Origin of the sequence: Acinetobacter nematophilus (genome assembly GCF_026344175.1) — a bacterium.
GTDB classification, from domain to species: Bacteria; Pseudomonadota; Gammaproteobacteria; order Pseudomonadales; family Moraxellaceae; genus Acinetobacter; species Acinetobacter nematophilus.
The window spans coordinates 1-22,701 of the sequence record NZ_JAPKMY010000003.1; the positions used below are offsets into that span (position 1 = coordinate 1).

Genomic DNA, 22,701 nt, shown 5'->3' on the forward strand with positions numbered 1-22,701 from the left:
ATCTCTCTAGAGAACGGGGTGTTTTTTTATGTCTTTAAAAAAAATGATGTTGATAATCAGCTCAATACAAGAACAGAGGTATTAAAATGGAAAAAGAAATATATATACTTTTAGGCGCTACGATAACTGCTTTGTTCGGTTATATCATTGCGCGTTATACTAGTGGAATTCAATTAAAAATAGCTCAAAAAAATTCCGAGAAAGACATTAAACTTCAATCAGATCGTTTAGCTAATGATCGATTAAAGGATGAAGTTTCTCTAGAACGAGAAAAATTAGAGAAATTGCATAGAATTCTCTCAATCATTTCTTTTGAAAATTCACAAACCATGAGCTATATCAAATTAGCAGAAACTGAACTTACAGATTTCCGTAAAAGATATATTGCAAACTGTAATCGTCTTCATGATGCACATGCAATAACGGATTTATATTATCCAGAGATGTCGGATTCAATAAGAAAAATATTTGGTCAAGCAAACTGTTTCTGGGGTTATCAGGAAAGTGTCATGCGAATTGATATGAAAGCAAATAACCGAGGATGGCATGAAAATCTATCCAAAGTTTTAGAGGCTGGTCAGGAGATTAATCAACTCGTACAAAATCTACAATATAGGATTGCTGAAAGAGGCAGAGAGCTTAACAAAGCTTTAAGATAGGTAGACTTTTAAAAATGTTCAATTTTAATTTTCATAAATATTTAGTGATTATGGATAGTCCTTCATCCTAACTTTTTCACAACAGTAAAGGGGATTTTCAACATGAATATGATGGTGATTCATTCTCATTCATGATCTATGAAAGATGATTAATAAGTAATTGAATATAAAAGAAAACCCCATCATCCTGATGGGGTTTTCTTCGTATTGGTTGGTTAGATCTGACTCCTGTCTAATCTCACGTTCCTGATGCTAAGACAATTTGTTATTGTTGTTTTGTCTGGGAAACTTCCTGTTCCCTATGAGTATAGAATAGGTGAATTTTGATCAGTCGTATATTCGCTAATTTCGGCAGGTGCTGTAGGCAAATGCTTACATTGATCTGTTCAGAACATTGCTGTTAACAATATAAAATAGTACAACACAGTCTTTTCTTTACAATAAATAAAACACCTAAGTATTGAGGAACAAGAAATGGAAGGATTACGACAGAAATTTTTTTATTTACCTCTACTCATCAGCTGTACATTGCTCAGTGCATGCAATGCTCAAAGCAATTCATCATCCGAAGTAAAACAAGCCACAGAAAATAAAACGGCATTGATTCATCAAAGCTACCGTGTTGAAAAAGTCGCTCATTTTGATGAACCTTGGGCAATGGCTGAGTTGGCAGATGGACGATTATTGATTACAGAGAAAAGAGGGAAATTAAAGCTCTATAATCCTTCTTCCTCGCAAAGCATTGATATTTTAGGTGTTCCGCCAGTAGCCTATGGGGGGCAAGGTGGCTTAGGTGATATTGCCTTGCATCCTGACTATAAAAATAATCATCAAATCTATTTGAGTTATGCTGAAAAAGGCAATGGTGGTTATGGTGCAGTGGTGGTTCGTGGTGAATTAAACCTGCAAGAAAAAAATCCTCAAATCCGCAATATAAAAAGAATATGGGAGCAGGTTCCAAAGGTTTCAGGACAAGGACATTATGCGCATCGCATGTTGTTTGGGAAAGACGGAAAACTTTGGATCAGCTCAGGAGAACGTCAGAAATTTGATCCTGCACAAGATATGAATTCAAATTTGGGTAAAGTCATCAGACTGAATGATGATGGTACTGTTGTTGTAGATAATCCATTCACCCAACAAGGAGAAATCGCAAAACAAGTCTGGTCTTTGGGGCATCGTAATCCCTTAGGTATCGCTTTTGATCATAAAGATCAACTCTGGGTTGTTGAAATGGGCCCTAAAGGAGGTGATGAATTAAATCTGATTCATAAAGGTGAGAACTATGGTTATCCCATTGTTTCCAATGGGAATCATTATTCAGGAAAAGAGATTCCTGATCATGTCACCCGTCCTGAATTCAAAGCACCTGAGATCAGTTGGACACCTGTTATTTCTCCATCAAGTTTGATGTTTTATCAAAAACAATTGTTCCCTCAATGGACGAACAAGGCGCTCATTGGTGGATTGTCTTCAGAAGCAGTTATTGTGGTCGATACTGAGTCAAAGCCAGTTCGTGAAGTACAGCGTTTGAACATGAAACAGCGGATTCGAGCTATTTATCCAGCCCATGATGGTTCGATTTGGGTATTGGAAGATGGAAAAAACGCTGGACTATTAAGACTGTTACCGAAATAAAAAAACTGTTTAATTCAATATATTGTTATATCTTAAGCATCTGTGAGCGAGCGAACTCGTATGTTGAGAAGATGTTAAAGCCCTTTAATCGATGTGAGGTTAATTGGTATAGCCCTATATAAATCATGTTATGCTTTCGATTTAAAATAATATAAATCGAGAACAAAAGTGCCAGCAACGACAATTGATGTTCGATATCAATATTCCATTGAGCAAGAAGTGGAATTAATTGGAGCTGTTCAAAATGCTTTAGTCAGTGCATTTAAAATTCCTGATGATGATTGTGATATTTGTTTAATCGTACATGAACCGCATCGCTTCTTGTGTCCTCCGAATAAGCTTCATCCCGAAAAGTTTACTCGCATTACCATTGATTGCTTTGTTGGTCGCACGTTGGACACAAAAAGAAATTTATATCTTAAAATTGTAGACAACCTTTCTGTATTCGGAATTCCTAAAGATCATATTAAAATTATAGTAAGAGAGATCTCAACGGAAAATTGGGGAGTGCGTGGTGGTCAAGCTGCTTGTGATATTGATTTGGGATTTGATATTCAAATCTGATCCAAAATCAAATTTACTTGACTCCGTATTGTCATTGAACTGACTTAAAGGCGTCATGCTGATTGGTTTAAATAAGGGACATTTAAATCAATAAAAAGACCTTTATGAAAAAATTAGCCTACTCACTTTTAACTTTCAGTATATTGGGTTTGACAGCGTGTAATGATGATGACAGCGATTTCTCGTTCGAGCCATCTGTTACAGTGCCGACATTGGTCTCATTTGCAAAACTTGATGTTGAAACTTATGCTGCTGGTCCAAACTCAGGTGCCTTTGTCAAAGGTGCAAATGGTATATTTCCCCCATTTAAAGGACAGCCAGTACAAGGTTTTTCTGGTGCCTTAAAAAATAATGACGGTACTTATATCGTCATGGCAGACAACGGCTTTGGTACTCAAGACAATTCATCAGATTTCTTATTGCGTTTATATCAGATCAAACCTGACTTTCGAACCAAGTCCTCTGGAACAGCGAAAGTTCAAGTGATGAGCTTTGTTCAACTTCGTGATCCCAACAAATTAATTCCCTTTAATATCATCAATCAAAATACCACCGATCGTTTGCTCACTGGGGCTGATTTTGATCCTGAATCTATACAGCGTACTGCGGATGGGACATATTGGATCGGTGATGAGTTTGGACCTTATTTACTGCATTTTGATAAAGATGGAATTCTTTTGGATGCGCCCATTCCATTGCCTAATCCATTAAAAGCAGGCTCTGAATTACGCTCACCACAAAATCAGTTCAACAAAATGAATATGAACTATGTGGAACCATTGGTTCAGCAAAGTGGTGGGTTCGAAGGCATGGCATTGTCTAAAGATGGACAATATCTATACCCATTGCTAGAGAAACCATTAAAAGGCGAGACCACGCAACAATTACTGATTTCTCAATTTGACGTGAAGAAAAAAGCCTATACTGGGCGTTATTATTATTTCACTTTAAATACTAAAGCGACCAATATTGGTGACTTCCAGATGTACGATGACAAGTCCGGTATTATTATCGAACGTGATGCGAGTCAGAATAAGCTTGATGGTTATAAAAAGCTGATTCAAATTGAATTTGGAGATTCTGGTAAAGCAGTAAAACGCTCGGATCTGGTCGATTTAATGAATGTTGCCAACCCAAATAATTTATATGGTGCACCACGTGATGGTGATATCGGTACAGGAACTACATTCGCTTTTCCATTTGAAACAATTGAAGATATTATTATTGAAAACAAAAATACTTTGACGGTTTTCAACGACAATAATTTTCCGGGCTCTTCAGGACGAAATGCAAAGCGTGCAGATGACAATGAAATCATTCAGGTTAAGTTGCCTAAATCTTTATATTAATCGTTATGAAAGTTTCTAATTACGATGCTTTAATCTGATTAAAAAAGCCAGTCCCATGACTGGCTTTTTTATCTTCTTAGTTTAGGAATTAGGCCAAGCAATCTTGTTTAGAGACTTGATCTGGACAACCCAGTGGGTTTAAAGCACATTTTAAATCTTCGATCTGATCATGGGTGACATAGCCTTTTGATTTGAGGTAATCTGCAACACGATCATCACGTAAACTTAAAAATGCAGCATCATACACCCCTAAGTCAACAAAGAGCGCTGCTGTTTCTAAACTATTAAAACGATCTAGGAACACATCATTGCCATACATCAAGAACACATGATCATAGTCTGCATGAGCATCTACTTTTAATCGCTGTGCCAAGGTGGTTGGCGAGGTTTTGATGAATAGTAGATCCGATAGCTCATCGAATTGGGTCATGTCTAAACTGTTTTCCCCAGTTTTGACTTTACCTAGCCATGCTTTAAATACCAGTACAGCACCCCCACGAAGTAACATGCTCCAGACTTGATGGCGGACCTCATCATTCAGGCACTCGCATTCATCTTCCAAGCGTTGAACCAGTTTTTCTTCTTGTTGTGCCAGTTTATCAAACAGGCCTAAACCTTGTGGATGAAATGCAACAGGTGCAAATACATCAAATTTTAATTCTTCAAACACCTGTAAAGCTAAAGGTACAGCAGCTTGATAGATTGTATTTAATGCTTGAATTTGAGCATCTTGAAGTTTGCTATGTTTAAAAATCGCTTGCCAATCAATTTCAGGCAGGATCGCATTAACACCATATTGACGATGGAATTGTTGAGCTTGGTGTAGCCCATGTGGAACAGTTTCTGAAATATTCATAGCTAAAATCCTATTTAAAATTGAATTCAAACGCTGTTTTTGTTTCCCTGAACATGAGCGCGATTTTGTCTTGAATTAATTTTTGATTTATCTGAGATGCAATAGGAATACGACTAAAGTTGTAGGTGTGGTAGAAAGTAGTTTTTTATTATTTAAAATCATATAAATATAAAATTGTAACTAACTATACAAGTGTATATTTACTATTTTGATGTTATTTGCCATAGAAAATAAAGCTTTGGAATCTTTCGCCAATAAACAGGGGAGTCTTTGGGTACATTTTGAATGCTTTTGCACAATCTTTAAAAAAAATTGCTATTTCTCTTAAAAAAATATGTAACACACGCGCTAAAACACAAAGCTTTAGAGCGTGTAAATGTTTCAAAACATTAAAGAAGAATATTCTATATTCATCATATAGGCAGCACTATTTTGAAATTTTCAATCCAGATAACCATGCACGCAGTGAGGCAGGTTTAAGTGGTTTCTTTAAAAGCACTACATTTAAATCTTTGACACGTTGTGGTAATTCAGGATCGGAATCCGCGGTAATCAATGCTGCAGGAACATTCTCCTGACGATTTTCAATAATGAAATCCAACCCAATTTTGCCATTGTTTAAATGTTGATCCACTAACCAGACTTGAATGTTTTCTCTTTGAATGATGTCCAGCGCCTGTTCAGGTTCTGTGGCTTTAAAGACTTGATAACCCCATTTGGTCAGCAGGGTGGTCATGCCTTCCAAAATTGTATCGTCATTGTCTAAACATAAAATCTTATATGCTTTTGCTTTTAAAGGAACAGCTTGCACTGGTGTAGCAATAATTTTTGGTGCTTCTACCACAGGAACATCAATCATAAAGCAGGAGCCTTTACCGAGCTCTGAATAGACATGTACAGGATAATCTAACAGGCTGGTCATTCGTTGCACGATTGCAAGACCAAGCCCTAAACCTTGTTCACCCCATGGTGATGTATGCCCACAACGCTCAAATTCCTGAAATAGTTTAATGCGTTGTTCTTCTGCAATCCCTGGACCTGTATCCCAAACCCCAATACGAATATGCTGTGGAAGATGCGAAGCACGCAGTACTCCCACTACTACACGTCCACGTGCTGTATAGCGTAAGGCATTGCTGACAAAGTTTTGAATGATGCGACGAATCCATTGTGGATCAGTGTCAATCCAGAATTGGGCATCATGGACATGTAATTGGATCTCACGTTGTGCAGCAATGGATTTAAACTGCAGTTCCAAATCACTGAGTAAATCATGTAATGGATAGGCTTGGCGTTTGGGTTGAATTGAGCCACCTTCCAAGCGTGCAATATCCAAAAGTGCAGATAACATGCTTTCTGCACCATGCAAAGCGCGATCAAGCTGTTGTAATGTTTTACGATCCTCATCCGACTGAACGCTTTGTTCCAAGGCGGTGCTGAATAGACGTGCGGCATGCATGGGCTGTAGCAAATCATGACTGGCGGCAGCAATAAAACGACTTTTTGACATATTCGCCTTATCGGCTTGTTCACGTGCAAGCTGTTGTTCTTCAAGTGCATCAGCCAACTGTTGGGTACGATCAGAGACACGGGCTTCAAGTACAGCTTCATTTTCACGGAATGCAGTAATATCAGCAAACGTTGTGACGAAACCGCCGCCTTCAATTGGATTCCCACGCATTTGAATGACACGGCCATCTTTACGGATTCGTTCAAACTCATGCGCACTTCCCACTTTCATCCAGTGAATTCGTTTGCGCACATGTTCTTCTACAGAACCAGGGCCACATTCACCACGCTCAGCGTTATAACGAATCAAGTCTGCAATTGGGCAACCGACATAAACCAAATCTTTGGGATAATCAAAAAGTTTGAGGTATTGATTGTTCCATGCCACCAGACACATATTTTCATCCACCACACTGACCCCTTGGGTCATATGGTCGATCATGGTCATGATAAGATTTTGATTAAAACGCTGCCATTGAGAAGCTTGGTCAAGAATGTTGGCAACCTGCCCTAAGGCTAAGCCGTTATTTACCATTGCGGTGGTTAATAAGGTACGTGCGGATGCTGCACCAATCGTTCCAGCAAGATATTGTTCAGTAAAACGCCACCACATCCCATTAGCACTGCTATTTTCGTTTAAAACCACATTATTCATGGCACAGAACTGCTGAAATGCGTGTGTTGCAGGCCCTTCCCCAGTAATACGTTTAGCCAGTGCGATTAAATCGCCAACTTTGAGCTTGGCAACATCGTGGTGCAAATAGTTAATATCAGTTGAAGTATTTTGCGCAGGTAAAGGTTTGGTTTCGTAATAGAAAAAGCTTTCTGCCTGAATTTGTTCTGCAATGCTTGGACGATAAATTCGAGATACCCAGATATACAAGGTAATGTTTAAACCGAGTGCCCAAATCACACCATGTGTTAATGGTGCAAATGATTCAAAACCAAACAATGCTTCAGGTCTTAACCATTCGATATTCAAAGGACCAAACATCAAAAATTGATGGGCAAATTGGCTATATTCAACGGGGAGACTACGCAAAATCGTTGGCAGCAGCAGCGTATATGACCACAGGATAAAACCCACCACTAAACCGGAGTAAACCCCTTGGCGACTCCCGCCACGCCAATATAAACCACCGATCAATGCAGGGGAAAACTGTGCAACCGCGCTGAATGCTAAAAGACCAAAGGTTGACAGTTGGTCAATATCATTAAAGAAGTGGAAGAATAAAAAGCCAAGTAGCATCACCGCTAAAATACACACGCGACGCGTGAACTTGAGCACTTGTGGCAAGCGTTTATCATGGCGGGAAAGAATCCCAAACTTCCATAAGGCAGGCATGATCAAGTCGTTGCTCAGCATGATGGATAATGCTACAGAGGAGACTAAAAGCATACCTGTAGATGCAGAAAAGCCCCCTAAAAATGCCAGTAAAGATAACCAGTCTTGGTTATAACTAATCGGTAAAGAAAGTACGGCAACATCAGGAATGGTTAAATATTTCGGTGCTGCGTGAAGTGCCCAGCTGGCAATTGGAATAATGGCAATAATGGTAAGAATTAAATAAGCAGCAAACCAGCGTCTAGCGCCTCGAATATGCTTTTCATCCCGTAACTCAACCACAGCCACATGAAACTGGCGGGGTAAACAAATAATAGCTAAAGATGCCAGTAAAGTTTGAATCCAAAAAGTTTCTGGGACGCCAAATAGTTGTACCTCATGAAATGTTTTTTGTACATCATGTGAGATTTGTACAATATTTTGAGGATGGTCAAAAATAAAAAAGAAGGCAACACAGAGCAGGGCAAACAGTTTAACAAAAGATTCAAACGCAACTGCAAGCATTAAACCGCCATGCTGTTCAGTATTGGCGATTTGCCGAGTACCAAACATCATTGCCAAGATTGCAAGCACTGCTGTGAGTCCGAGTACACCATTGGTTGTGGTCGAGACGACTTGTGTATTGTGATCCAGCATGACCGATGCACTGAGTGCAATTGCACGTAACTGCAAAGCCAAATAAGGAATAATCGCAATGACTGCCAAGATCGTGACTAAAGAAGCAAGTGTTCCACTTTTACCATAGCGAGCAGCGACAAAGTCGGCAATCGATGAAATGGCATGATGTTGCCGCACACGACCTAAGCGACGCCAAATGTCATACCCCAACCAGACAAATAATAAAGGCCCCAAATAAATCGGGAGGAAAATAATCCCTTCTCTTACTGCTGCTCCTGTTGCGCCATAAAAAGTCCAAGATGAACAATAAACACCCAATGTTAGACTAAAGAGAAGCATGCGGCCACGAGTGCTTAATCGACTGGCATGCTTCTCTCCAAAGAAGGCACAAACGAAGAGAATGAGGATGTAAAGGGCCAGAACCCCTATAATTAACCAACTGTTCATAAGGACTACAGTATCAAAATCTACCCCCTATCATACCGCATCCATGAATTGACTCGCGCACTTTGCTCAAAATTTAACGACCAAAGTCTAAGTTACGAGAACCCCACAATATTGTTAATTTTGACCATGTAAAAAAAGATTAAAAAAAGCAACCAGGGTTCTGGTCGCTTATCAAGGAGCATGGTTATGGATGAGAGACAAGTAGAGGCGATTCTACAAAATCCAAAATTCAAAGAAATGGTTGCTAAAAAAAGTAGATTGAGCTGGACATTAACTGCAATTATGTTGTTCGTTTATGTTGGATTTATGCTTTTAGTTGGCTATAACAAAGAATTTTTGATGACTTCATTTAGTGGTGGAGTCACCACTTGGGGTATTCCTTTGGGTCTAGGCATTATTGTTTTATCTTTCATTTTGTGTGGTGTGTATTCATATATTGCCAACAATAAATTGGATCAATTGAATGAAGATGCAATGAGAGAAGTAGAAGCTATTGCTCATGAAAAAGGACTTCACTAAGATGAAATGGAACTCTTTAAAGATTAAAGCAGCACTTGCATCTACTGCACTGCTTTCTACTGTTGCACAAGCTGGTCCAGATTTAGGTGAAGCTCAGCAACAAGCGACCAATTGGCATGCGATTATCATGTTCGCAATTTTCGTTGGTCTTACCTTGTTCATCACTAAATGGGCTGCAAAACAAACCACCAATACAGCAGACTTCTATACCGCTGGTGGTGGCATCTCAGGTTTCCAAAATGGTTTGGCGATTGCTGGTGACTATATGTCCGCAGCATCGTTCTTGGGTATTTCTGCAATGGTGTTTAGCTCAGGTTTTGATGGCCTGCTTTATTCACTAGGTTTCATGGTTGGTTGGCCAGTTGTACTGTTCTTGGTTGCTGAACGTCTGCGTAACTTAGGTAAATATAACCTTTCTGATGTGGTTTCATTCCGCTTAGAAGAAAAGCCGGTACGTACACTTGCTGCGATCAGTTCTTTGGTTGTTGTTGCATTCTATTTGATTGCACAGATGGTGGGTGCAGGTCAGCTGATCAAACTTCTTTTTGGTTTGAACTATAACATTGCAGTGGTGATCGTTGGTCTTCTGATGATGGCTTATGTGATCTTTGGTGGCATGTTGGCAACGACTTGGGTACAGATCATTAAAGCAGTGATGTTACTTTCAGGTGCAACATTCATGGCGTTCATGGTGATGCATTCTGTAGGCTATAGCTTCTCTGAAATGTTTAAACAATCTATCGATGTATTTGCAAAAGTGCATGATGTGAGTCTTGAAGATGCCACCAAGATCATGGGTCCAGGTAGCTTGGCGAAAAACCCATTAGATGCATTATCGCTTGGTTTAGCATTAATGTTTGGTACCGCAGGCTTACCACATATCTTGATGCGTTTCTTTACTGTTAAGGATGCAAAAGAGGCACGTAAATCAGTTGTTGTGGCAACAGGCTTCATTGGTTACTTCTACTTATTAACCTTCATTATCGGCTTCGGTGCGATTCTGTTCGTATCAAACAACCCACAATTCATTGATGTCGCAAAAATGGCTGTAACTGGCAAACTAGAATTGGTTGGCGGTAACAACATGGCAGCGGTACACCTTGCTGATGCAGTGGGTGGCGATCTGTTCATGGGCTTTATTTCAGCAGTAGCGTTCGCAACTATTCTTGCGGTAGTTGCAGGTTTGACACTTTCAGGTGCTTCTGCAATTTCACATGACTTATATGCAAACGTAATCAAAAAAGGTCAAACTACACCTGAGTCTGAATTACGTATGTCTAAGATCGCAACTTTAGGCCTAGCAATTTTCGCAATGATCTTAGGTATTTTGTTCGAAAAACAAAACGTTGCATTCATGGTTGGTTTGGCATTCTCTGTAGCGGCGTGTGCAAACTTCCCAGTGTTGGTACTTTCTATGTTCTGGAAAGGCTTAACTACACGTGGTGCCGTAATCGGTGGTGTGGTTGGACTGGTAACCGCAGTGACTTTGATTATCTTATCTAAAGCAGTTTGGGTGGATACATTAAAAATTTCTGATACCCCAATCAACTCATTCAACGGTCCTGCAATCTTCGCTATGCCGTTAGCATTCATTTGCTGCTGGTTATTCTCTGTGACTGATAAATCAGCACGTGCGCAAGCTGAACGCAAAGCATTTGATGCGCAGTTTGTACGTTCACAAACTGGTATCGGTATCTCAGGTGCTTCGGATCACTAATTGATTTCGGGGCAATCAAAAAAAACACCTTTTCGAAGGTGTTTTTTTATGGGTTTTCAATATGAAAGCCTTAATGTGTCTTTTATAACAGGATTCAGCATTTGAATAATTTAGAGTCGCGATAAAGCTTGAAAAGTGCATAATTAAGCATGCTGTAAATAGAATGAATTACCTCAATTTAAGAATTGAACAATAAGGTAAAATTTAAACAATTTATCAAATTGAATGAATATGTTAATTTGAAGTTTTAAAACAATAACCAGAAATTATTTATGCAATCAATCGTCGAATTTTGGAAAGGTTTCAAGCAACTGCCTTCGGCATGGCTATTGTTGGTGCAATTGCTGATTTTGGTTTTGTCTGTGTACACCAATGCCAGTAGAAGCTATCAAATTCTGACATGGTTATTGGGTGTTTCTGCATTATTGATTATTGCTAAAGTCATTCGACAAACGCCTACTTTTACAGTGTTGGGGCTGAGTTTTGTGCTGGGTGCTTTCTCGTTATCATTTCTCATGCTGCTCGGTTTTCATTCGGTGACTTTGCAAATTTTTGCCCATGCTTTTGAGGCCGCTGCTTATTTCTGTGCAGCATATGGATTAATCCGTTATATGTTTGCAGATCGTTATCTTACCAAAGATGAACTGTTTGCGGCAGGAGCCGTCTTTACTCTGATCGCATGGGGATTTGCTTTTCTCTATAGTATTTGCCAGTTATTGGTTCCACAAAGCTTTCAAAACCCTAATCATGTTGCAGATTATCAGTCTTGGCTGGATTTGCTGTTTATCAGTTTTAGTTTGCAATCGGCAACAGGATTATCGGATTTAATTCCTGTAGCTCCTGCTGCTCGTGTGCTTTCAATGTTGCAAATGTTTTGTGGTGTGATGTATTTTGCACTGATCGTTTCACGTATGATTGCACTGCAATACATTGAAAATAAACCAAAATAACGTGAAAACTATCTTGTTACATTTACTAAATTGTTGAAAATATTAATTTAAATTATAATAAATACCGAATCTAATCGCTGTTCTACAGGGTTCGTCTTTTTTCACATTTGTGAATGCCTTTTTTGACCTTGAAAGGTCTGTCCATTGAATATAAAAACCTGGGGGAAATATGCCTTCCAAAAAAATCACTTGGTTTGATAATATCAATCCAAATGTTTTCTTGAGCACTGTTGGAATAATTGCGCTTTTTTTAGCGGTGGTTATCTTTGCACCAAATGCCTTCGAACTGATGACCAAAGAGATGAATAAATGGATCACGGATTCATTTAGTTGGTTCTATGTGCTGTCAGTGGCAATATTTTTAATTGTGCTGATCTTTATTGCCTTTTCTGACATGGGCAAAATCAAACTGGGACCCGACCACAGTCAACCTGAATATAGCAATGGATCATGGTTTGCCATGCTGTTTACTGCAGGGATGGGAATTGGTTTAATGTTCTTTAGTGTGGCTGAACCAGTCATGCATTATGTCAATCCACCTACGGGAGATCCTCAAAGCATTGACGCTGCCCAACAAGCGATGAGAATTACTTTCTTTCATTGGGGCTTACATGCTTGGGCGATTTATGCTGTGGTTGGTTTAACGCTGGCTTATTTCGCTTTCCGTTATCATTTGCCGCTCAAAGTCCGTTCAGGTCTATATCCAATTATTGGACGAAGAATCTATGGACCGCTTGGAGATGCAGTAGATACTTTTGCCACCATTGGTACAGTATTTGGTGTTGCCACGACTTTAGGCTTTGGGGTCACCCAAATTAATTCTGGCTTGAATTATTTATTCGGCTGGGAAAGTAATATTACCACGCAAATTATATTGATCATCATCGTCAGTACACTTGCTTCATTGTCCGTGTTTTTAGGCTTGGATAAAGGGATCAAAAGGCTTTCCGAGTTGAATCTCGTTCTGGCTTTGCTATTGCTTGGTTTTATTTTTTTAGCCAGTTCAAGTATTTATATTTTACAGGCCACCATTCAAAATGCTGGACAGTACATTTCCAATTTGTTCACCATGACCTTTAATCTATATGCCTATCAATCCAATGGCTGGATCGGTGGGTGGACCATTGTGTATTGGGCGTGGTGGATTTCATGGTCGCCATTTGTGGGAATGTTTATTGCACGGGTCTCGAAGGGACGTACGATTCGAGAGTTTATCGTGGGCGTGTTGCTGATTCCGACAGGTTTTACCCTGATTTGGATGGGTTTTATTGGTAATGCCGCATTGTTCAGTATTTTACAACAGGGTCAAGACAGTTTAATTGCTGCTGTGCAACAAGACTCCTCAGTTGCATTGTTTGAGTTTCTCGCTCATTTACCTTTTGCAGGAATTTCAAGTCTAATCGCAACAGTGCTGGTGGTTCTGTTTTTTGTCACCTCAGCAGATTCTGGTGCATTAGTGACCGATTATTTGACTGCAAAATCGGATAACTCACCGACATGGCAACGTTTGTTTTGGACCGTTTTAATGGCAGTACTCTCGATTATTTTATTAATGGTCGGTGGGCTTAGTGCATTACAATCTGCGACTATGATGAGTGCATTGCCATTCACATTTATTATGCTCTTGCTATGCTGGGGCTTGGTGAAAGCGCTTCGTGTGGATGTCACCAAAATGCAGGCTTTACAAGTTGCTAGAATTACCCCAAGAGCTGTACAAAATCCACGAAGCTGGCAACAGCGTCTAGGCTTGATTATGCATTATCCACATACTCAAGCTGAGGTGCGTGAATATATTCAATCTCATGTGATTAAAGCTTTTGAAAGCATTCGCTATGAATTCAAACGCCGTAATTTGAATGTTGTTATCAAAGAGTTGGAAGATGGTGTTCAGTTGAGTGTAGACCATCATGACGAACTCAACTTTATTTATAAGGTGATGGTGCGTGAAATGGTTGCCCCAAGCTTTATGATGAATGAACAGCATCAAGAAACAGATGACTTCTATCAAGCCGAAGTGTTTTTAAGAGAGGGTGGTCAAAACTATGATGTGATGGAGTGGACACAGGAAGACTTGATTCAGGACATCATTGATCAATATGAACGTCACTTGCATTTTTTAAATGTACTGAGAAGCTAAGTTATTTATTTTAAGTAACGTGAGTTCGACGCAATCACTGATTTAACTTATTGAAAAAAATAAACTGTGCGGAGTCATACTGAGTTTTCACCCAATTTCAGGATCAGCCTGGGGCTAGCCCTACTTTTCTTTCGGGATGAGGTGCGAAGCTCCGCAAGGGCAACCATCTTGCACAGCGGTATCGCTGCTCACCGCAAAACTCGTCAGCTACCAGCAACATATTTAATCAGTCGCAGAAACAATGCATTATAGAAGTGGTCCTGCCTCAGACAGTTGCGGATGACGTTTCCGAGTATCATATTTTATCAAGATTTTTATATTGAACTCAGGTTGAGCAATAAAAAAGGACTCTGATGAGTCCTTTTTTATTCATTCGATTTCTTAGAACTTAGAAACGGAATTTAGCATTTAAGCCAACAGTTTGCGTATCACCAACATAAGCGATTGCTTGACCTTTATTCGCTTCGTAGTTTGCATTTACGTAGCTTGCACCAACTGCAATTGCAGGAGTGATGAAGTAGTTTACGTTCGCGCCCCAAGCTGAATCTGGAGTACCTTCGTAGCTAGAAGCTGCGTAAGAAGCACCAACGCTTAATTGTGGGTTCAAATAGAAATCAGTTTTGAATTGGTAAGCAGTCGCATCACCATACACAATACCTGATTCAAAAGCTAAAGACATGTTCGTACCGTCAATACCGCCAACGTATTTAGCACGTGCAGTGATTGCGTCTTGGTCTTCGTTAATTGTTGCAGCTTCAGCAGTTGCTTTAGCAACGCCGTTACCCATTACATTGAATGCATCTAAAGCAACTTGGTCAGCAACGTTTGTATAACCTACAGCAACCAAGAAGTTTTGAGTAGGTAAAGCACCTAATTCTAAAGCAAAACGGTCGCCTTGATCGTTAGATAAGCCGTGTTTGCCGTCTAGAATTGTGTGGCTATAAGATACACTTGCATAAGCAGGTACATATGGTGTTGGAACATAAGCTTCAGCTTTAGCGCCATAGTTGTGTGCAGTTACGCCAGCATCTAATTCGCCATAGTTGTACGCTAAAGATACGTTAGAAGCTTGGTTTAAGAACGCTGCTTCAGCCAAAGGACCTTTAGAAGAGTCAACATTTTTGAAGTAGAAAGTACCTTGAAGACCACCAGTGAAGTCTTTGTCATTTTCAGTTGTATCGATATACTCTGATTGACCTTGAACTTCAAATTGGTATGCTTGTGCGCCGGTCATGGCTAATAATAGAGCAGTGGCTAAACCGAGTTTTTTCATAATCTTTTCCAATAGGAGAAATTGGTGAAACACACGGCATTGTATTGTAACAAGATATTAAGTCAATGATGTTTAAGACGTATGTTTACAAAGCAGATACATGAAAAAAACACTGTTTAAAAAACGAACATTTGTTTAACTTCAAGTCAACCTGAAAAAAAGTTTAATCAGAACAAGTAAATAAAACTAAAGAGCAGGGATATTCACAAAAAAAAGAATGCTAAAACACGAATTTTATTTATTTATTTTTTCTATTGTATTTTGTTATTAATTTGTATTTTCGATGGTATTTTTGCAATCCATGTCAAGAAAATGTCATTAAAATCTGTTTAGTGAGCTAAAAATATGTGATCTGATATTCATTTTATTTTAAAAAATGTTGAATGTGGCGCAATTATTAGTAAAAACGATAATATCTCTATATCCGATCAATTTAATAGGTTTTACAAAGTGTGATGGATTTTGGATAATAAGTCTATAAAGTTCATTGCTAATCAATGAGTTTTTTTAAATTCGCAGTTTATATGCCCAGCTTTCCCCAAGGTTGGGCTTTTTTTTGTTTAAAAAACAATAAACTTAATTATTGAATAAAGTAGGTTTAAAATTATGCACCACTATGATGCATATAATGCTGCTTTGATAGAATGTTGGCATAATTTTTGCCAAAAAAAATCCCAATTTTCAAAGAAAATTGGGATTTTTCGCCAAAATCTGGAGCAAAGCTAAAGTTTCTGCTGAGGAAAACTCAATTTTTGCCCTAATGAGGTGCATTATGCACCAATATATGGCACTTGTAAATATTTACTTACATTCTTGGCACAATATATATTTTTTAACCCTCTACACGATTTCAATTTTGCAACATGTTAGAGTGGTATTTAAGGTTATCAATATCATGAAGTTTAAAATGAAGGGTTTGTTTTGGGTCATCCTCAGTAGTTTGCTATTTTCAGGTTGCGTTTATGATTCAAAACTGCAACGTCCAGTCCTATCAGAACGAGAAAGTGAAATTCCTTTATTGTTTAATCAGGCACAAACTCAGGCTGTGTTTGTCACTTATGATGGGATTCATCTAAAAAGTTATGGTAATGATCTAAACCGAGCAAAGACAGAATATATCCCTGCTTCAACATTTAAGATGCTGAATGCTTTAATAGGTTTGCAAAATGCCAAGGCGACCAACACTGAAGTATTTCAGTGGAATGGCGAAAAGCGCGCTTTTTCAGCATGGGAAAAAGATATGACTTTGGCAGAAGCGATGCAAGCTTCTGCTGTTCCCGTATATCAAGAGCTTGCTCGACGTATTGGCTTAGATCTTATGCGTAAAGAAGTTAAGCGTGTAGGTTTTGGCAATATGAATATCGGTCAGCAGGTTGATAATTTCTGGTTGGTCGGTCCTTTAAAAATTACCCCTGAACATGAAGCCCAATTTGCCTATCAACTGGCTCAAAAGCAGTTGGCTTTTGATCAAACCGTACAGCAACAAGTCAAAGATATGCTTTATATCGAGAGACGTGGTGACACTAAACTGTATGCTAAAAGTGGTTGGGGAATGGATCTTGAACCTCAAGTAGGTTGGTATACTGGATGGGTTGAACAGCCTGATGGGAGGGTGACTGCATTTGCGTTAAATATGAACATGCAGACAGGTGATGACCCAAATGAACGTAAACAATTGACCTTGAGTGTTTTGGATAAATTAGGTCTGTTTTTTTATCTAAGATAAATGCACTAGATAAAAAAATGCCCAGTTTATTGGGGGTAACTGGGCATTGAAAAGGGAATATTTTCAAAATGTGATAATTCACTTGATTTTTATATTTTATGGATATTCTATTTATATGTAAAATGTTAATTTTCAATATAACTTATCTATAAAAACGATAGTATAGCGAATGCAGTAAGTAAACTGAGGTTTAAATACTTGGGTAGAATTGCTTCAGATGCCCTATAATATAGCCAAATTTTTTAGATTCATTCGACATTACTTCCCATAGGGTCATGACGATGGTGCAGGAACTCCGATCAGAACAAATAAGCACCCGTTTGCTTATCCTCATGTCAGTCATCATTTTGTCTGTTTTATTGATCGCTGTTCCTCAAATTATCAGTAATTATCAAGAATACGTTCGTTCAAAAAGAATTCTGGTCGATATTCAAACCCTACAAATATTTGCAGAAACATCCAATAAAATATCTCGAGAAAGAGCGCCAACCAATAAGGCTATGTCGAGTTCAGCACAAGATTTTTCTGAAAATATGAAAGCCTTGCGAGATTATCGTAAGGGTGTGGATCGGCAGATTGATCTAACCGTTGAATCTTTAAAACAGACAGGCTTCAATGCTTTAGCGGATCAGGTGGATGTCCAATTAAGACATGATTTAGCTGTCGCACGGGGGCAGGTAGATGCTTATTTGGCATTACCCGCAAAAGAACGAACTTCTGTCCAAATGGATCAAGCAATTCAAGGTATGTTTGCTGCATGGGACAGCGGTAGAGCCATGTTGCAGCGATTGATCAATGACTCTAAAAAAATAAATAGTGATGTGACGGATTATGCATCCATCGTATTGATCTTGGCTGATTTACGTGATCAATCAGGTCGTGTGGCTTCTAATATTATGGCACCACTGAGTTTTTCGGAGCCTATTCCTGAATATAACAAAGCGCGCTCACTACAAACTCAAGAGCAAGTAAAATACTTATGGCGTTTAATAGATACCATGCAAATGGAGACTTTAAAAACGCCAGTATATCTGCATCTATATGCTCAAGTAAAAAGCCAATTTATTGATCAAGGATTACCGACAGTCAATCGTCTGATTGAGGAAAGTTCACATCAGCAAGCTTATTTTCTAACTGCAAACCAACTGACCGATGTAGTTGTGGGTAAATTTCATTCAGTGATTGATTTACAAAAGTACTTGCTTGAAACGCATGCATTGAGTGCTCAAGCACAAATGGAATCGGAGCAACGTCAGTTTTTGATCAACTTATTTATCTCATTTCTGTCATTGGCTGTGGCGATTTTTACTATGGTGTATACCAGAAAAAAACTCTTTGAACCTTTGATCTATGCCAGAAATATGATTTTAGAGTTGTCACAGGTTCAAGAGCGAGATTATATGGGGGCTGTTTCTGTGCAAAACAAAGAAGTGCGCACATTGACAGATGCGATTGAGAAATTAAAAGAGATGTTAAAACAGCGTGATGCCTTTGAATTTCAATTACAAAACAGTGCAAATACCGACATTTTAACCGGAGTTTCTAATCGCCTGGCATTAGAAGATTATTTAAAAAATATTGCCAATCAAACAGAACGTTTTGAAAAACTTACTCTCATTATGGTGGATATTGATAACTTTAAATATGTAAATGATCAATTTGGGCATATCTTAGGCGATTCCGTCATTGTTGAAATTGCTCAATGCCTGAAAGCCAATATTGCCCAGTCAAATTTAATTGTACGTTTTGGGGGAGACGAGTTTCTGATTTTAATTGATCAGGTGGAGTGGGATTGGGCGTTGCAAATTGCTGAAAGTATTTTGGCCGATGTTTCACAATTAAAATTTAATCATGCGCCTTCAACAGATCACTTGAATGTTTCCGTGAGTATTGGCGTGGCAACTGGAGCGAAGAATTGGGAAGATTTGTTTGCTCAAGCGGATGCATCTTTATTCAAGGCAAAAGCACAAGGTCGCAATAAAGTCGTAGGATAGTACAATCAAGCGGCTATTTGAGATACACTTTTTTGATTCTCGATTTATACAGATAAATTGGATAACAAATGGAATCGCTTTAAAAGATCTTCTCTGGATACATGAGAGGTTGATCGAAATAGATGAAGAGAAAGGACAGGAATCTGAGTTTTATAAAAATTATATGAATGATTTAATTTCAAGATGAGATGATGAATCTCCTTCTAAGCTCTGTCGTATCAAGAAAGAAACTCCCCCCTTATCTAAAGGAGGGAGGATAAGAGGTAGTCACTTACTTTAACAGCGGTTTTAAGAATTTCGCTGTATGTGAAACTTTCGATTTAACCACATCTTCTGGTGTGCCTTCAGCAATAATTTGACCGCCGCCTGAACCACCCTCAGGACCTAAGTCAATCACCCAGTCTGCAGTTTTAATCACGTCCAGATTATGCTCAATGACCACAATAGTATTGCCCTTATTACGCAGCTCATGCAGGATGTCTAAAAGTTTGGCAATGTCATGGAAATGCAAGCCAGTGGTGGGTTCATCAAGCACGTACAAGGTTTTACCTGTATCTCGTTTGGCGAGTTCACGTGCTAATTTAACACGCTGTGCTTCACCACCCGACAAGGTGGTTGCTGACTGACCTAAACGAATATAGCCCAAACCGACTTGATTTAAGGTTTCTAAGCGACGGTGAATCACAGGAATCGCATCAAAGAAATGCATAGCATCTTCAACTGTCATTTCCAACACATCAGAAATATTTTTACCTTTATAACCTACTTCCAATGTTTCACGATTATAACGTTGACCATGGCAGGCATCACAAGGGACATACATATCAGGCAAGAAGTGCATGGCTACTTTGATCATGCCATCACCTTCACAGGCTTCACAGCGACCGCCTTTGACGTTGAAAGAGAAACGACCTGCGGCATAACCACGCGCCTTGGCTTCAGGGGTTTGGGCAAACAATTCACGAATCGGGGTGAATAAACCGGTATAGGTTGCGGGATTGGATCGAGGTGTGCGTCCAATCGGGCTTTGATCAATATCTACCACTTTATCGAGGAATTGCAAGCCGTCAATGGAGTCAAACTTCTCTGCCGTTAAGGTGGTTGCACCATTCAGTTGAGTTGCAGCCAAAGGCAATAGTGTACGGTTGATCAGTGTGGATTTACCTGAACCTGAAACCCCTGTCACACACGTCATCACACCCAAAGGAATCGTCAGATCAACATTTTTAAGATTATGACCTGCTGCACCTATCAGTTTAATTTGCTCTTCAGGTTTTGGCGGAGTTACACGTTGTTTAGGCACTTCGATTTTTAATTTTCCAGATAAGTATTTACCTGTTAAAGAATTTTCATTGCCTGCCAACTCGTCATAAGTTCCTTCGGCAATGACATGTCCACCATGTACACCAGCACCTGGACCAATATCAATAATATGATCAGCTGCCCGAATAGCATCTTCATCATGTTCAACCACCAATACCGTATTGCCCAGATCACGTAAGCGAACCAATGTCTCAAGCAAACGGTCATTATCACGTTGATGTAAACCAATAGACGGCTCATCTAAAACGTACATCACGCCCATTAAACCTGCACCAATTTGTGAAGCAAGGCGAATACGCTGTGCTTCACCTCCAGAAAGGGTCTCGGCAGAACGTGAAAGGCTTAAATAATTTAAACCAACGGAAACAAGGAAATGTAAACGCTCACGAATTTCTTTAAAAATTTTATCTGCGATTTCACCTTTTGCACCTTCAAGGTTTAAATCTTGATAATAACTCTCTGCGTCACCAATCGACATTTTGGTAATTTCAGCAATGGTTTTATCTTTGACACGAACATGGCGTGAAATCTCATTTAAACGTGAACCACCACAAGCATCACAAGCGGCATTTGATAAATATTGTGCCAAATCATCACGAACATAGTTCGATTCAGTTTCTCGATAGCGACGCTCTAAATGTGGCAAAATTCCTTCAAAAGGTTGCACACGATTGTGTTTACGCCCACGTTCATCGATATAGCTTAAATCAACTTTTTCCTTGCCTGTTCCATATAGAAATTTCTTTTTGGTCTCTGCATCCAGCTCATTCCAAGGAGTGTCCAGAGAGAAACCAAAATGATCTGCAACTTTTTGAATCATGCTGTAGTAGTAGGGGCGTTGTCTATCCCAGCCACGTATCGCACCTTGGCTAATCGAGACATCTGGGCTAGGAATTAATTTTTCAGCACTAAAATGGCTACGCGTCCCTAAGCCATCGCAGACAGGACAGGCACCAAAAGGATTATTGAACGAAAACAGGCGGGGTTCGAGTTCTGCTACTGCACGATCACATTCAGGGCATGAGTGCTTGGCGGAAAATACACGATCAGGTTGTTCACCACTCATCCACGATAAAATTGCAATGTCACCGCCTAGACGTAGTGCTGTTTCAAAGCTTTCAGCAATACGGTTGCCCAAATCATCACGTACTTTAAAGCGATCTACTACCACTTCGATGGTGTGTTTTTTCTTTTTATCCAGCTCAGGTGGAGTATCAATATCAATCACTTCACCATCTACACGCGCACGGACAAAACCTTGACTCTGCAATTGTTCAAAGAGATTGGTATATTCTCCTTTACGCTCCCGAACTACAGGCGCAAGTAGCATTAATGCAGTACCTTCTTCCAAGGCTTTTACTGCATCCACCATTTCTGAAACAGTTTGTGCAACCATCGGTAAGTCATGTTCAGGGCAATAGGGTGTCCCTACACGCGCATAGAGTAGACGCAAATAGTCGTAAATCTCAGTGATGGTTCCGACTGTTGAACGCGGATTATGGCTGGTTGACTTTTGTTCGATGGCAATTGCAGGGCTTAAACCTTCAATTGAATCAACTTCAGGCTTTTCCATTTGTGAAAGGAATTGACGTGCATAGGCAGAGAGGGATTCAACATAACGACGTTGACCTTCAGCATATAAGGTATCAAAAGCCAGTGAGGATTTTCCTGAGCCTGAAAGTCCCGTGATCACCACAAACTTATCACGTGGAATATCGAGTGACACATTTTTTAAATTATGGGTGCGTGCGCCTCGAATACGGATATGACTTTGACTCATAAAACTTTCTCGAAATTATGCGAATTAAAGTGCTATATGATAGCGATTTAATTTTGTTCAAGCTGTAAAAAATAGTTTTTAAGCGACAAATTGTGTCATCTAACTGACTATTTTTAAAAAGTTACGACAATCAATGTTTTATATAAAACAATAAGATTCATAGCATTAGGCTGATTATGATTTATTTTCATGGTCTAATTTTTATACTTTCAATATGACAATATAATTTATTTAAAATGAACTGTTTATGAAACAACTAGTTTCACCTATGAAAAATTTAGTCTGCATTTTTTATCA

At 39.2% G+C, this 22,701-nt stretch carries 14 protein-coding genes; 10 read left to right on the plus strand and 4 right to left on the minus strand.

Annotated elements, in window-relative coordinates; all coding sequences use genetic code 11:
* Positions 1 to 86 precede the first annotated feature (86 nt).
* The 4 genes from OSH00_RS07110 (at position 87) to OSH00_RS07125 (ending at position 4,210) form a co-directional block, all read left to right on the plus strand.
* Positions 87 to 659: a hypothetical protein gene (locus OSH00_RS07110; RefSeq protein WP_266129860.1), complete on the plus strand. Its 573-nt coding sequence runs from the start codon at positions 87 to 89 to the stop codon at positions 657 to 659.
* Between the two features lie 474 nt (positions 660 to 1,133).
* Entirely contained in the window at positions 1,134 to 2,297 is a 1,164-nt protein-coding gene (locus OSH00_RS07115) for a PQQ-dependent sugar dehydrogenase (protein WP_266129861.1), read from the plus strand.
* Between the two features lie 168 nt (positions 2,298 to 2,465).
* Positions 2,466 to 2,861 (plus strand): tautomerase family protein, encoded by a 396-nt coding sequence (locus OSH00_RS07120; protein ID WP_266129862.1) that lies wholly within the window; start codon positions 2,466 to 2,468, stop codon positions 2,859 to 2,861.
* Between the two features lie 104 nt (positions 2,862 to 2,965).
* Entirely contained in the window at positions 2,966 to 4,210 is a 1,245-nt protein-coding gene (locus OSH00_RS07125; RefSeq protein ID WP_266129863.1) for an esterase-like activity of phytase family protein, read from the plus strand.
* 88 nt (positions 4,211 to 4,298) lie between these two features.
* Here OSH00_RS07125 and OSH00_RS07130 read toward each other — a convergent pair whose 3' ends face one another.
* Both OSH00_RS07130 and OSH00_RS07135 read right to left on the minus strand, forming a co-directional pair.
* Positions 4,299 to 5,066, minus strand: coding sequence for a hypothetical protein (locus OSH00_RS07130; protein WP_196077274.1), 768 nt, complete (start codon positions 5,064 to 5,066; stop codon positions 4,299 to 4,301).
* 427 nt (positions 5,067 to 5,493) lie between these two features.
* A complete protein-coding gene (locus tag OSH00_RS07135; protein WP_266129864.1) occupies positions 5,494 to 8,985 on the minus strand; it encodes a hybrid sensor histidine kinase/response regulator in 3,492 nt (1,163 codons plus the stop codon).
* 186 nt (positions 8,986 to 9,171) lie between these two features.
* Between OSH00_RS07135 and OSH00_RS07140 the strand changes: the two genes are divergently transcribed.
* The 4 genes from OSH00_RS07140 to OSH00_RS07155 all read left to right on the plus strand — a co-directional run bounded on the left by OSH00_RS07140 (position 9,172) and on the right by OSH00_RS07155 (position 14,308).
* Positions 9,172 to 9,504: a DUF485 domain-containing protein gene (locus OSH00_RS07140; protein ID WP_004825640.1), complete on the plus strand. Its 333-nt coding sequence runs from the start codon at positions 9,172 to 9,174 to the stop codon at positions 9,502 to 9,504.
* Between the two features lies 1 nt (position 9,505).
* Entirely contained in the window at positions 9,506 to 11,221 is a 1,716-nt protein-coding gene (locus OSH00_RS07145; protein WP_266129865.1) for a cation acetate symporter, read from the plus strand.
* A 272-nt stretch (positions 11,222 to 11,493) separates the two neighbouring features.
* Positions 11,494 to 12,171, plus strand: coding sequence for an ion channel (locus OSH00_RS07150; protein WP_266129866.1), 678 nt, complete (start codon positions 11,494 to 11,496; stop codon positions 12,169 to 12,171).
* Between the two features lie 169 nt (positions 12,172 to 12,340).
* The gene (locus OSH00_RS07155) at positions 12,341 to 14,308 is read left to right on the plus strand and encodes a BCCT family transporter (RefSeq protein WP_266129867.1); all 1,968 of its coding nucleotides are present in this window, start codon (positions 12,341 to 12,343) and stop codon (positions 14,306 to 14,308) included.
* A 388-nt stretch (positions 14,309 to 14,696) separates the two neighbouring features.
* Here OSH00_RS07155 and omp33-36 read toward each other — a convergent pair whose 3' ends face one another.
* Complete coding sequence (gene omp33-36 / locus OSH00_RS07160) at positions 14,697 to 15,581, minus strand: porin Omp33-36 (RefSeq protein ID WP_196077268.1); 885 nt, start codon at positions 15,579 to 15,581, stop codon at positions 14,697 to 14,699.
* A 907-nt stretch (positions 15,582 to 16,488) separates the two neighbouring features.
* On the opposite strand from omp33-36, the gene blaOXA reads away from it, so the two are divergent.
* Complete coding sequence (gene blaOXA, locus OSH00_RS07165) at positions 16,489 to 17,307, plus strand: class D beta-lactamase (RefSeq protein ID WP_266129868.1); 819 nt, start codon at positions 16,489 to 16,491, stop codon at positions 17,305 to 17,307.
* Positions 17,308 to 17,588: 281 nt separating this feature from the next.
* Complete coding sequence (locus OSH00_RS07170) at positions 17,589 to 19,301, plus strand: GGDEF domain-containing protein (RefSeq protein WP_266129869.1); 1,713 nt, start codon at positions 17,589 to 17,591, stop codon at positions 19,299 to 19,301.
* A gap of 271 nt (positions 19,302 to 19,572) precedes the next feature.
* On the opposite strand, the gene uvrA is transcribed toward OSH00_RS07170, so the two are convergent.
* The gene (gene uvrA / locus OSH00_RS07175; protein ID WP_266129870.1) at positions 19,573 to 22,404 is read right to left on the minus strand and encodes an excinuclease ABC subunit UvrA; all 2,832 of its coding nucleotides are present in this window, start codon (positions 22,402 to 22,404) and stop codon (positions 19,573 to 19,575) included.
* Positions 22,405 to 22,701: the final 297 nt, after the last annotated feature.

What these genes read in the sequence shown, in the direction of transcription:
- OSH00_RS07110 (WP_266129860.1), top strand. Translation starts at nt 87, where the DNA reads ATGGAAAAAGAAATATATATACTTTTAGGCGCTACGATAACTGCTTTG.
- OSH00_RS07115 (WP_266129861.1), top strand. Translation starts at nt 1,134, where the DNA reads ATGGAAGGATTACGACAGAAATTTTTTTATTTACCTCTACTCATCAGC.
- OSH00_RS07125 (WP_266129863.1), top strand. Translation starts at nt 2,966, where the DNA reads ATGAAAAAATTAGCCTACTCACTTTTAACTTTCAGTATATTGGGTTTG.
- OSH00_RS07130 (WP_196077274.1), bottom strand. Translation starts at nt 5,066, where the DNA reads ATGAATATTTCAGAAACTGTTCCACATGGGCTACACCAAGCTCAACAA.
- OSH00_RS07135 (WP_266129864.1), bottom strand. Translation starts at nt 8,985, where the DNA reads ATGAACAGTTGGTTAATTATAGGGGTTCTGGCCCTTTACATCCTCATT.
- OSH00_RS07140 (WP_004825640.1), top strand. Translation starts at nt 9,172, where the DNA reads ATGGATGAGAGACAAGTAGAGGCGATTCTACAAAATCCAAAATTCAAA.
- OSH00_RS07145 (WP_266129865.1), top strand. Translation starts at nt 9,506, where the DNA reads ATGAAATGGAACTCTTTAAAGATTAAAGCAGCACTTGCATCTACTGCA.
- OSH00_RS07150 (WP_266129866.1), top strand. Translation starts at nt 11,494, where the DNA reads ATGCAATCAATCGTCGAATTTTGGAAAGGTTTCAAGCAACTGCCTTCG.
- OSH00_RS07155 (WP_266129867.1), top strand. Translation starts at nt 12,341, where the DNA reads ATGCCTTCCAAAAAAATCACTTGGTTTGATAATATCAATCCAAATGTT.
- omp33-36 (WP_196077268.1), bottom strand. Translation starts at nt 15,581, where the DNA reads ATGAAAAAACTCGGTTTAGCCACTGCTCTATTATTAGCCATGACCGGC.
- blaOXA (WP_266129868.1), top strand. Translation starts at nt 16,489, where the DNA reads ATGAAGGGTTTGTTTTGGGTCATCCTCAGTAGTTTGCTATTTTCAGGT.
- OSH00_RS07170 (WP_266129869.1), top strand. Translation starts at nt 17,589, where the DNA reads ATGGTGCAGGAACTCCGATCAGAACAAATAAGCACCCGTTTGCTTATC.
- uvrA (WP_266129870.1), bottom strand. Translation starts at nt 22,404, where the DNA reads ATGAGTCAAAGTCATATCCGTATTCGAGGCGCACGCACCCATAATTTA.